This window comes from Austwickia chelonae NBRC 105200 (genome assembly GCF_000298175.1).
GTDB lineage: Bacteria > Actinomycetota > Actinomycetes > Actinomycetales > Dermatophilaceae > Austwickia > Austwickia chelonae.
Genome location: NZ_BAGZ01000008.1, coordinates 311954 through 323326 on the forward strand (window position 1 = coordinate 311954; position 11373 = coordinate 323326).

Consider the following 11373-nt stretch of genomic DNA (forward strand, 5'->3'; position numbering starts at 1 on the left):
CGCAGGCGGCCAAGGTCCATCTCCACGGATCGCTGTTGCTCTACAGCGGAGGTCGTCCCGTGTCGAACTACGAGGGATCCCACCGGGGAATGCGTCGCCGCGACGTCCAGTCGAGGCGCCGCGCCGCAGAACGTATCGCTAAGCAGCGCCGAGGCCCACTGGTCGCCGGCGCCGGGGTCGTCACCCTCTTCGGGATCGGTGCAGGGGTGCTCCATGCGGCCCCGAACACCAGTGGCGGCAAGGCACTGGGCTTCGCCTCCGTCTCCCAGGAGGAGCCGCTGGAACCTGCGCAGCCCCCCAACCGGAATGTCGCGGCCATCTACGACAACGGGCGAGTGCGTGACAGCTACTGGGGGATGGGCCAGGCCCACATCGGCATCGCACGCCAGGCCGGACAGGCCTACCAGAGCGCCGCCGCAGAGAAAGAAGCCAAGGCCAAAGCGATAGCCAAGGCCAAAGCCGATGCCGAAGCGGCCAAGGCGGCCTCCCTGGCCCGCGCCCAGGCCGACCCCCGCTCGGTCGCCCGAACACTTGTCGCGCAACGAGGCTGGGGCCCTGGAGAATTCGCCTGCCTCGACCAGTTGTGGAACAAGGAGAGCAGATGGCAGTTCAATGCCACCAATGCCTCCTCCGGCGCCTACGGAATTCCCCAGTCCCTGCCAGCCAGCAAGATGGCCTCGGCCGGCGCCGACTGGAAGGTGAACCCCACCACCCAGATCACCTGGGGTCTGGGATACATCTCCGGGCGATACGGCAGCCCCTGTGCGGCGTGGGGCCACAGCCAGTCGCACAACTGGTACTAGCGTTACCTGCAGGGGGAAGGAACACGGTCACGGCGCGGCGCAAGAGCGCAGCCCGACCCAAGACGGTGCCGACACCGGACATACCCCTCCGATCCGGGTGTCGACATCTCGCGTCCGCCACGGCTCTCCGAGCCGTGGCGGACGCCCACGTCCCCGTGCCCGAATCACAACTTCCGCAGTCGGACGTTCCGCACGCTGTGATCGGCCCCCTTGGTGAGCACCAAGGTCGCGCGTGCCCGGGTGAGCTGCACGTTCTGACGAAGATTCGGTCCGTTGATCGCCTCCCAGATCCCCGACGCCATCGACACCGCCTCGGCATCCGACAGGTCGGCATACCGATGGAAATAGCTGCCCGGATCGGCGAAAGCAGTACGTCGCAAGGTCAGGAAACGATTGATGTACCAACGCTTGATGTCCTCTACCCGGGCATCGACGTAGACCGAGAAGTCGAAGAAATCCGCGACGGCCAGCCCGTACCGGCCGTCCGGCCGCAACCGGGGGCTCTGCAGGACATTCAGACCTTCCACGATCAGCACATCCGGCCTGCGCACCTCGATCCGCCGGTCAGGGACGATGTCGTAGACCAGATGGCTGTAGACCGGAGCGGTCACCACGTCGGCACCGGCCTTCACCTCAGCGACGAAACGCAACAAGGCCCGCTGGTCGTAACTCTCAGGGAAACCCTTACGTTCGAGAAGACCCCTCCTCTCCAATTCGGCATTGGGGTAGAGGAAACCGTCGGTGGTCACCAGCTCCACCCTGGGCGTGCTCGGCCAACGCGCCAGCATTTCCCGCAGGAGGCGCGCCGTGGTCGACTTGCCCACAGCGACCGAACCGGCCACTCCGATCACGAAAGGCGTCCGCTCCGGGCGCTCGCCGAGGAAGTTACTGGTGATCGTGTGCAGCGAATCCGTTCCCTCGACGTAGAAGCTGAGCAGCCGGGAGAGAGGAAGGTAGACGTCCTCCACCTCCCGCAGGTCGATCTGTTCGCCCAGACCGGCGATACGGGCGACATCGGCATCGGTCAGACGTAGCGGATGCGCTTCCCGCAACCGCGCCCAGGCCGACCGGTCCAGCTCGACGTACGGTGAGGGGATCGAGTCATGCGAATGAGACACCAGGGCATTCTCCCGCACGACCACGACACGCCAGCACTGAGGAGTGGGCGCGTCGGGCTCCGTTACACTCCCCCTCATGTGCGGAATCGTGGGATACGTCGGGCCGGAGGCCGGCCAGCGGGCGCTCGAAGTCATCATGGAGGGCCTGGCTCGGCTCGAGTATCGCGGATACGACTCCGCTGGAGTCGCCCTGGTGGCCGATCGAAACATCGTGTCGGCGAAGAAGTCCGGAAAACTGGTGAACCTGCGTTCTCAGCTCGAGAACGAGCCGATGCCCGCGGCTCGCGCCGGTATCGGGCACACCCGCTGGGCGACCCACGGCGGGCCCACCGACGAGAACGCCCACCCGCATCTCGGCGGTGACGACGACCGCCTGGCGTTGATCCACAACGGCATCATCGAGAACTTCCACGTCCTGAAGTCCGAACTCCTCGAGGAAGGCGTCGTCTTCCGCTCCGAGACGGACACCGAGGTCGCTGCGCAGATGCTGGCGCAGGCCTACGCCCGTACCAGCGACCTGACCCTGGCCATGCAGTCCGTGGTGAACCGCCTGGAGGGGGCTTTCACCCTGTTGGCCGTCCACGCGGACTCGCCCGGAACGGTCGTCGCCGCCCGCAGGAACTCCCCACTGGTCATCGGCCTGGGGGAGGGGGAGAACTTCCTCGGATCCGACGTGGCGGCCTTCATCGGGCACACCCGTATGGCGATGGAGGTCGACCAGGACCAGATCGTCACGATCACTGCGGAGGACGTCAAGGTCATCTCCTTCGACGGCGCACCTGCCGAAGGAAAACGGTTCGAGGTCACCTGGGACGCCGCGCAGGCGGAAAAGGGCGGACACCGCTCCTTCATGGAGAAGGAGATCCTGGAACAACCCCATGCCCTGGCCGACACCCTCCTGGGCCGGACCAACACCGACGGCGACCTCGTCCTCGACGAGATGCGGATCGACCCCGATCGTCTGCGCGCGGTCACCAAGATCGTGATCGTCGCCTGCGGAACAGCCTTCTACTCCGGGCTGACCGCGAAATACGCCATCGAACACTGGACCCGCATCCCCTGCGAGGTGGAGCTGGCACATGAGTTCCGCTACCGCGACCCGGTGATCGACGACTCCACCCTGGTGGTCTCCATCAGCCAGTCCGGCGAGACGATGGACACCTTGATGGCGGTCAAGCACGCCCGGGCACTCGGCGCGCTCACCTTGTCGATCTGCAATACACACGGTGCGACGATCCCCCGGGAGAGCGACGCCGCCCTCTACACCCACGCCGGTCCGGAGATCGCGGTCGCCTCGACGAAGGCCTTCACGGCACAGATCGCCGCCTGCTATCTCTTCGGGCTGTACCTGGCCCAACTGCGCGGAGACAATGCCACCGCCCGAGCGGTGATGACCGAGCTGTCCGAGCTCCCCGCCAAGGTCGAGACCGTCCTGGGTGGAATGGACCGGGTCCGTGAGATCGCGCACTTCATGGCAGACACCCGCTCGGTGCTCTTCCTGGGGCGGCACGTCGGCTATCCGATCGCGCTCGAAGGAGCGCTGAAGCTCAAGGAGATCGCCTATATCCACGCCGAAGGCTTCGCCGCGGGCGAGCTGAAGCACGGGCCGATCGCGCTCATCGAGCCAGGACAGCCGGTGTTCATCGTGCTGCCGTCGCCCTCGACCCCGCATCACCTGCACGACAAGGTCGTCTCCAATATCCAGGAGATCCGGGCCCGCGGAGCCCGTACCCTCGTCATCGCCGAACAGGGGGACCAGGCCGTGCTGCCCTTCGCGGACGAGGTCATCGAGGTCCCGGCAACCAGCCCGCTGCTCGCCCCGCTACTCACGATCATCCCCCTGCAGGTCTTCGCCTGCGAACTTGCCACCGCCAAGGGACTGGACGTCGATCAGCCGCGCAACCTGGCCAAGAGCGTCACCGTCGAATGAGTTCGGAGCCGACCGGGTCGGGCCGTGCCGGGCAACGGCCGAGCCCGGTCTGGTCGGTCGTTCCCCGCCAGCCCGAAACGCGCCCCCGGCTCAGGGGTCGATCTCGATGATCGTGGGGATCGGCATCGACGTCTGCGAGATCGCACGACTCGGGAAAGCGCTCTCCCGCACCCCTGAGCTACGCCACCGACTGTTCACCGACGCCGAAGCGGAACTCCCGCTGGAATCCTTGGCCGCCAGATTCGCGGCCAAGGAGGCCCTCGCCAAAGCCTTGGGCGCCCCCGCCGGGCTGAGTTGGTCGGACGCCGAGGTACTGCGCGGTCCGGACGGAGCACCTACCGTGGTGATGCGAGGTAGCGTGGCAGCACGAGCCGAAGCACTGGGGGTCACCCGGGTTCATCTGTCGCTCTCCCACGACGCAGGCATCGCGACGGCCTTCGTCGTCGCCGAACACTGAGGCGCTCCGACCCGGGCAACGACAGCGAAAGGGAACCCATGGTTCTGCAGGCGTGGTCCGTATCGGACGTCCGGTCGGCCGAAGCGACCCTGATGGAGCGCCTCCCCGAGGGAGAGCTGATGCAGCGAGCGGCCAAAGGTCTGAGCAAGGTTCTGCGTAGCCGGGTCAAAGGACGCCCCGGCCCGGCCCGTGTCGTCGGGCTCGTCGGCTCGGGCGGCAACGGAGGCGACACCCTGTACGCTCTGGCCCGGCTGGCTCGCAAGGAATCCGCTGCAGGTGTCGCCGCCTTGCTGCTCTCCGAACGCGGCGTCCACACCTCCGCACTCGACACGGCCCGCCGGTGCGGCGTCCAGATCGTCGACGCCCTGACAGCCAAGGCCGGCGATGTGCTGGCCATCGTGGCCGAGGCCGACATCCTGGTCGACGGGGTCACCGGCATCGGCGGACGTCCCGGATGGCAACCCATCATCGCCGACCTGATCGAAGAAATTCTCGAAGCAGCACCGCGCGACGCCCACATCATCGCGGTCGACCTCCCCAGCGGTGCAGATCCGGCAGGCGAACACGTCGAGGCCGCCAGCGTCTGGGCGGACGAGACCGTGACCTTCGGTGTTCCCAAACCAGTACACGTCCTGGCCACCGAACCCCGATGCGGAGTACTGACCGTCGTCGACATCGGCTTGACCCCGCAGAGCATCCCGACCGCCGAACGACTCGACCACGACGACGTCGCCGGACTCTGGCCGATCCCCCTCCCCGACGACGACAAGTACTCCCGTGGCGTACTCGGCGTGGTGGCGGGGAGCTCCACCTACTCCGGAGCTGCCGTACTGACCGTCCTGGGCGCGATCTGCTCCGGAGCCGGGATGGTCCGGTATATCGGCCCGCAGACTCCGTCGGACCTGGTCCGGGCGGCTGCACCCGAAGCCGTGATCACCCCCACCGTCCGCGACACCCATGTGAACGCCTGGGTGGTCGGACCTGGCATCGACGCCACGGACACCCGGTCCAGAGCCGCAGCCAAACACGTCGACGACGCTCGTCTCGCCCTGTCCACGGACACACCCCAGGTGATCGACGCCGGAGGGCTGGAACTTCTGGACGGGCCCGTCCGCACCGGACACGAGAAGACGCTGCTGACCCCACACGCCGGCGAACTCGCCCGACTGCTCCACCGACTCGCCGGAGAACAGGTCGACCGCCAGGACATCAAATCCGCGCCGGTCACCCACGCACGACGCGCAGCGGATCTCCTCGACGCCACCGTGCTCCTCAAAGGACGGATCACCTATATCGTCCCGCCGACCTCCTCCGGACTGCCCGTACGAGCCCAATCCGATGCGCCGGCCTGGGCCGCGACCGCAGGTTCAGGAGACGTCCTCGCCGGACTGGCCGGAACCCTCCTCAGTGCAGGTCTGCCCGCGATCGACGCCGGAAGTCTGGCCGCGCTGGTCCACGGCATCGCCGCAGAAAGACTCAGCAGAGGCGGGCCGATACGGGCCCGGTCCCTCGCCGAAGAACTTGCCCCGACCATCGCAGCACTACTGTCGAGACAGTGACCCGCCGACCGGAGGACACCTGTCGAATCTCCTCCTGAACAGTCAGCTGTCGCCTTCCTGCGCCAAGATGGAGAGGTGACTCAGCATGCCGAGACCCTGTCCCAGCGTCGGCCCCGCAGGATGACCACCGAGCGACGAGTCGGCCCGGCCCGGCTCATCATCGACCTCGACGCCATCGAGGAGAACACCCGCGAACTCCGCCGACGCAGCGGAGACGCCCACGTGATGGCCGTGGTGAAAGCCGACGGATACGGGCACGGGCTCCTCCCCGCAGCCCGGTCCGCGCTCGCCGGCGGCGCCACCTGGCTGGGAACCGCGCTGCTGGGGGAAGCACTGGAACTACGTAGGCAGGGGATCAACGGTCGGATCCTGTCCTGGCTGCACACCCCCGGATCGGCTTTCGACGACGCGATCCTGGCCGATATCGACCTCGCCGCCGCGGACACCTGGTCCCTGGAAGAGATCGCCCAGGCAGCACGGCTCGCCGGCAGGACAGCACGCGTCCACCTGAAGGTCGACACCGGACTGGGCCGCAACGGCGCCTACGGGGACGATGTCGCCGCACTGATTTCTCGCGCCGCCGAACTGGAACGCGAAGGAATTCTGTCGATCGTGGGATTGATGAGCCACTTCGCCTACGCCGATGCGCCGGGGCACCCCACGGTCCGGGCACAGCAGGACACCTTCCGCGGATATGCGGACGACTGCGAACGTGCCGGGATCGACCTCGAGGTCCGACACCTGGCCAACTCCGCGGCGACCCTGACCGACCCCGACTGCGCCTTCGACATGGTCCGGCCAGGGTTGGCCCTCTACGGGCTGTCCCCGGTGCCTCAGACAGGTGACCCCGAACACTTCGGGCTCCGCCCGGCCATGACCTGCTCAGCAGACCTGGCGCTGGTGAAGACGATCCCCGCAGGACAAGGCGTCAGCTACGGACACGAATACCGTCCGGCCCGGGACACCCGCATCGGGGTCGTCCCTGTCGGATACGCCGACGGCATCCCCCGCAGTGCCTCCGGCACGGGGCCGGTTCAGGTAGGCGGAACACGCATGCAGATCGCAGGCCGGGTCTGCATGGACCAGTACGTCCTCGACCTCGGACCGGACAGCCCCTGCCGGGCCGGGGACGAGGTGATCCTCTTCGGCGACCCGGCCCTCGGCGTCCCCTCGGCGCAGGACTGGGCCGACGCCGCAGGCACGATCAGCTACGAGATCATCACCAGGATGAGTACCCGGCTGCCGCGAGAATACGTGCAGAAGGAGACACCGTGAACGACGAGGCGAGCCGCCTCCCCTGGCGGATGGGCATGGGCACCCTACGCACGGTGACCGGCCTCACCCTGGGGCTGACAGCGGCCGGGCTCACCGCTGCAGCCGGGGTCGCCGCGGACCGGCTCAGCAGGGACCGGAGGATCGCCCTGGCTCTCGACGAACAGCGAGGCACGACCAAGGACTCCACCTACCACGACGAACCGGACCGGCAGCTCGTCGTCCTGGCCAGCGACGGCGTCCCCCTGCACGTCGAGATCGACGAAGCACGAGGCCCGGACCGAGACCGCCCGGCCCGGCCCACAGTGGTCTTCAGCCACGGATACTGCCTCTCCCGACGGTGCTGGGTCTTCCAACGCAGAGCTCTACGCGAAGCCGGATACCGAGTCGTCCTGTGGGACCAACGAGGCCACGGCCTGTCCGGAACCGGGGAGACCGACAGCTACCACATCGACCAACTGGGCAGAGACCTCGAGAAAGTCATCGCCGAAGTGGTACCGGAAGGGCCTCTCATCCTGGTCGGACACTCCATGGGCGGGATGACCCTGATGGCTCTCGGCCTCGACTACCCCGAACTGGTCCGCGAGAGAGTGGTGGGCGCAGCCTTCGTGGCCACCAGCACCGGAGGCCTGTCCACCGTCTCCTACGGACTGGGAGCCGCCGCAGGCAAAGCGGTGCACCTGTTCGGCCCCACCGCAGCCGGGCATCTGGCCAGCTTCCAGGGCGCTGTCGACGGCGCCGTCCGGGCAGGCAAGGACGTCATGAACTTCGTCGTCGACTGGGGATCCTTCGGCTCCCCGGTCCCGATGAGTATCGCCGAACTCACCACCGACATGATCTTCGCCACCCGCATGGAGGTCATCTCCGCTTTCATGCCCCATTTCGACCGACACGACAAGAGCGAAGCCCTGGCGACCTTCCGCGGCATCGAGACCCTGGTGCTCAACGGAAGCAGCGACAAACTGACCCCGCCCGCGCACAGCGACGAGATCGTCCGGCTTCTCCCCGGTGCCGAACACATCGTGATCGAGGACGCCGGACACGTCATCATGCTCGAACACCCGGACATCCTGAACGAACAGCTCCTCGCGCTCCTCAACCGGGCCGAACGAGCAGGCCAGCCCCTCACCGATCCCCCGGAGTCCACCCACCCCGTCCGGGTCGTCGACGTCGCCCGTCGCCGCGCCGCCCGCCAGGCGAACAACCGGATCAGACGGACCCGGTCCTGAACGCGTACGGTAGCTGACGGCACGAGCAGGACGACGCCCGCAACAGGCCGTCCTCACGCCCAGGTCGTCTCACATCCGGCGACCCGGACAACACAGCGGAGGTGGAACTCGGTGAGCATCGAGGTCTCGGCAAGGCGGACACTGGTCGACGCAGAAGACACCCGGTCCTGGGGGCGAGCCCTGGCCTCTGTGCTACAGGCCGGGGACATCGTCCTACTCACCGGGGAACTCGGCGCCGGGAAGACCACGCTCACCCAAGGGCTCGCCGAAGGACTCCAGGTGCGAGGACCGATCACCAGCCCCACCTTCGTGATCGCCCGGATCCACCCCTCCCTGGTGGACGGCCCTGACCTGGTCCACGTCGACGCCTACCGGATCGGCGGTTCCCTCGAACTGGAGGACCTGGACCTCGACGCCTCCGTCGACCGCAGCGTCACCGTCGTCGAATGGGGCCACGGCATGGCCGAGACCCTCGCCGAAAGCTGGTTGGAGGTCGACCTCAGGCGGGCGCTCGCCGACGAAGGGCCTGGGCTGTGCGGTGCAGGGGAGGACGAGGAGGAGGTCTCCGATCCTCGCACCGTCCGGGCGGTCGGGCACGGTCCTCGATGGGAGGGATTCGCCGGCGCCGTCGGGTGACGGGTGACAACCGTTCGAACTGATCCTGGTCCGGGGTATTCGCCGGATGGTCTAGCCTGGAACACGTGCTTCTGCTGGCTTGTGACACCTCGACGAGTGCCATCACCGTGGGTCTGCACGATGGTCGGTCCATCGTCGCAAGTGAATCCACGATCGACGTTCGAGCACACGCCGAACGGCTCGCTCCTTCGGTGAACGAGGTGCTCCGCCGGGTGGGTGCGACACCGGATGATGTCACCCATGTCGTGGGTGGCACGGGCCCTGGCCCGTTCACCGGCTTACGGGTGGGTCTGGTGACCGCGCAGGTCTTCGCCTGGTCGGTGGGGCTCACGGCTGCGGGGGTGTGCAGCTTGGACGCGCTGGCGCACCGGGTGTTGCTCGACGGCTCGGTCGAGGAAGGACAGGAGTTCCTCGTCGCCACGGATGCCCGCCGCAAAGAGGTCTACTGGGCCACCTACCGGGTGCTTTCGGGTGTGGTGGAACGACAGGAAGGTCCGGCGGTGACGCGCCCGTCCGAACTCCCCGATGAGGTCACGGCGCTGCCCTGTGCAGGGCGAGGCCCGTTGCTCTACCCGGAGATTCTCCGGCAGGGATGGGACGTCCTCGACGTGGACGGCGGCGCGATGTCCGATCTCGCGGTCCGTCGTCTTCAGACCGGACAGGTATTGGGCCCCGCCGATCCCGACTACCTTCGCCGCCCTGACGCGGTGCCCGCTCAGGCCAAGCCGGTGATCCCGGTCGGTCGATGAGCGCCGGCGGGGACGGCCGCGCTGAGCAATCACTTCCTTCTCCGGGTTCTGGAGCATCCGTCGGAGCCGTCCTGCGGGTGATGCGCTGGCAGGACATCCCGGTGCTGGCCGGGATGGAAGCAGAGCTCTTCCACCACGACGCCTGGAGCGAGAACACCTGGTGGTCGGAGCTCGCGGGTCGTCCGCGGCGGACCTATGTCGTGGGCGAGGACGAGGAAGGGATCTGCGGTTATGCAGGTCTGGATCTCGGTGGTGAGGTCGCCGATGTCATGACCGTGGCCGTGGCTCCTCGAGCTCAGGGGCGGGGGTACGGTCGGATGCTTCTCGACTGGTTGATGTCGACGGCCCGCCATGCCGGTGCGCGATATCTGATGCTCGAGGTGCGCGCCGACAACGACGCCGCGATCGGCTTGTACGAAACGGCAGGATTCATGCGGTTGTCCGTCCGGAGACGGTATTACCAACCCGGTGACGTGGACGCCTACATCATGCGAAAGGAACTGTGCGATGACGTCTGACGGGCCACTCGTCCTGGGGATCGAGAGCAGCTGCGACGAGACCGGTGTCGGCATCGTCCGCGGTGAGACACTCCTGTGCGATGCCGTTGCCAGCAGCGTCGAACAGCATGCGCGCTACGGAGGTGTCGTCCCGGAGGTCGCCAGCCGGGCACACGTGGAGGCCATGGTCCCCACCTTGGAACGGGCCTGCCGTGAGGCCGGTGTCCGTTTGTCGGACCTGGACGCCATCGCGGTGACCGCCGGTCCTGGCCTGGCAGGGGCACTCATGGTGGGGACGGCAGCGGCGAAGGCCTTGGCAGCGTCGCTGGACAAGCCGCTCTACGGGGTGAACCACCTGGCCGGTCACGTGGCTGTCGACATCCTGGAGCACGGTCCGCTGCCCGAACCGACGGTAGCGCTGCTGGTTTCCGGAGGGCATTCCTCTCTTCTGCTGGTCAAGGACGTGACCTGTGATATCACCAGCCTGGGGGACACCATCGACGACGCTGCGGGAGAGGCCTTCGACAAAGTGGCCAGAGTCCTCGGGCTGCCTTTCCCCGGCGGGCCCTGGGTGGACAAGGCCGCCCGTGGGATGGCCGATGTGCCCGGCGTGGATCCGCAGTCCGGCCCTGGCGATCCGGCGTTCGTGTCTTTCCCTCGCGGGTTGACCAGCGGTCGGGACATGGAGCGTCATCGCTACGACTTCAGCTTCTCCGGGTTGAAGACGGCCGTGGCCCGGTGGGTGGAGGCGCGAGGCGGCGGGGAGGGGCTACCGATCGCGGACGTCGCGGCCAGTTTCCAGGAGGCGGTGACCGACGTGTTGACGAAGAAGGCCGTCCTGGCCTGTCGGGAGCATGGGGTGACGGATCTTCAGATCGGCGGCGGGGTGGCGGCCAACTCCAGGTTGCGAGCGCTGGCCGAGGAGCGTTGTCAGGAGGCCGGGATCCGGCTGCGGGTCCCCCGCCCGGGTCTGTGTACGGACAACGGGGCCATGATCGCGGCCTTGGGCGCGCAGATGGTCATGCGCGGGCACCGCCCGTCGCGGATGGACCTGACCGCGGACTCCTCGATGACCGTCGCGCAGGTGCTGGTCTGAGGCGCTGCTGAGCCGCGGACGTCGCAG

Annotated in this window: 11 protein-coding genes; 10 read left to right on the forward strand and 1 reads right to left on the reverse strand. The window is 67.5% G+C overall.

Annotated elements, in window-relative coordinates:
• Positions 1-59 precede the first annotated feature (59 nt).
• Positions 60-803, forward strand: coding sequence for an aggregation-promoting factor C-terminal-like domain-containing protein (locus AUCHE_RS17490; RefSeq protein ID WP_006502785.1), 744 nt, complete (start codon positions 60-62; stop codon positions 801-803).
• A 164-nt stretch (positions 804-967) separates the two neighbouring features.
• On the opposite strand, the gene coaA is transcribed toward AUCHE_RS17490, so the two are convergent.
• Positions 968-1921 (reverse strand): type I pantothenate kinase, encoded by a 954-nt coding sequence (coaA, locus tag AUCHE_RS08045; RefSeq protein WP_006502786.1) that lies wholly within the window; start codon positions 1919-1921, stop codon positions 968-970.
• 76 nt (positions 1922-1997) lie between these two features.
• On the opposite strand from coaA, the gene glmS reads away from it, so the two are divergent.
• The 9 genes from glmS (at position 1998) to tsaD (ending at position 11346) form a co-directional block, all read left to right on the forward strand.
• A complete protein-coding gene (glmS, locus tag AUCHE_RS08050) occupies positions 1998-3851 on the forward strand; it encodes a glutamine--fructose-6-phosphate transaminase (isomerizing) (RefSeq protein ID WP_006502787.1) in 1854 nt (617 codons plus the stop codon).
• A 106-nt stretch (positions 3852-3957) separates the two neighbouring features.
• A complete protein-coding gene (locus AUCHE_RS08055; protein WP_006502788.1) occupies positions 3958-4308 on the forward strand; it encodes a holo-ACP synthase in 351 nt (116 codons plus the stop codon).
• Positions 4309-4346: 38 nt separating this feature from the next.
• On the forward strand, positions 4347-5867 hold the full coding sequence (locus AUCHE_RS08060; RefSeq protein ID WP_006502789.1) for a bifunctional ADP-dependent NAD(P)H-hydrate dehydratase/NAD(P)H-hydrate epimerase: 1521 nt from the start codon (positions 4347-4349) through the stop codon (positions 5865-5867).
• A gap of 75 nt (positions 5868-5942) precedes the next feature.
• Positions 5943-7142, forward strand: a complete 1200-nt coding sequence (gene alr / locus AUCHE_RS08065; RefSeq protein WP_006502790.1) for an alanine racemase — start codon at positions 5943-5945, stop codon at positions 7140-7142.
• Positions 7139-8368 carry an alpha/beta fold hydrolase gene (locus AUCHE_RS08070; RefSeq protein WP_006502791.1) on the forward strand — a complete coding sequence of 410 codons (1230 nt, stop codon included), beginning with the start codon at positions 7139-7141 and terminating at the stop codon, positions 8366-8368. Before alr ends, AUCHE_RS08070 begins: the two co-directional genes overlap by 4 nt.
• A 111-nt stretch (positions 8369-8479) precedes the next feature.
• Positions 8480-9004, forward strand: a complete 525-nt coding sequence (tsaE, locus tag AUCHE_RS08075) for a tRNA (adenosine(37)-N6)-threonylcarbamoyltransferase complex ATPase subunit type 1 TsaE (RefSeq protein ID WP_006502792.1) — start codon at positions 8480-8482, stop codon at positions 9002-9004.
• A gap of 65 nt (positions 9005-9069) precedes the next feature.
• Positions 9070-9753 carry a tRNA (adenosine(37)-N6)-threonylcarbamoyltransferase complex dimerization subunit type 1 TsaB gene (tsaB, locus tag AUCHE_RS08080; protein ID WP_006502793.1) on the forward strand — a complete coding sequence of 228 codons (684 nt, stop codon included), beginning with the start codon at positions 9070-9072 and terminating at the stop codon, positions 9751-9753.
• Positions 9750-10271, forward strand: a complete 522-nt coding sequence (gene rimI / locus AUCHE_RS08085; RefSeq protein ID WP_006502794.1) for a ribosomal protein S18-alanine N-acetyltransferase — start codon at positions 9750-9752, stop codon at positions 10269-10271. The genes tsaB and rimI overlap by 4 nt, the downstream gene beginning before the upstream one ends.
• Positions 10261-11346, forward strand: coding sequence for a tRNA (adenosine(37)-N6)-threonylcarbamoyltransferase complex transferase subunit TsaD (gene tsaD / locus AUCHE_RS08090; protein ID WP_006502795.1), 1086 nt, complete (start codon positions 10261-10263; stop codon positions 11344-11346). The genes rimI and tsaD overlap by 11 nt, the downstream gene beginning before the upstream one ends.
• Positions 11347-11373 lie beyond the last annotated feature (27 nt).

Coding starts and splice junctions, on each gene's coding strand:
- glmS (WP_006502787.1), top strand. CDS start 1,998: ATGTGCGGAATCGTGGGATACGTCGGGCCGGAGGCCGGCCAGCGGGCG.
- AUCHE_RS08055 (WP_006502788.1), top strand. CDS start 3,958: ATGATCGTGGGGATCGGCATCGACGTCTGCGAGATCGCACGACTCGGG.
- AUCHE_RS08060 (WP_006502789.1), top strand. CDS start 4,347: ATGGTTCTGCAGGCGTGGTCCGTATCGGACGTCCGGTCGGCCGAAGCG.
- rimI (WP_006502794.1), top strand. CDS start 9,750: ATGAGCGCCGGCGGGGACGGCCGCGCTGAGCAATCACTTCCTTCTCCG.
- tsaD (WP_006502795.1), top strand. CDS start 10,261: ATGACGTCTGACGGGCCACTCGTCCTGGGGATCGAGAGCAGCTGCGAC.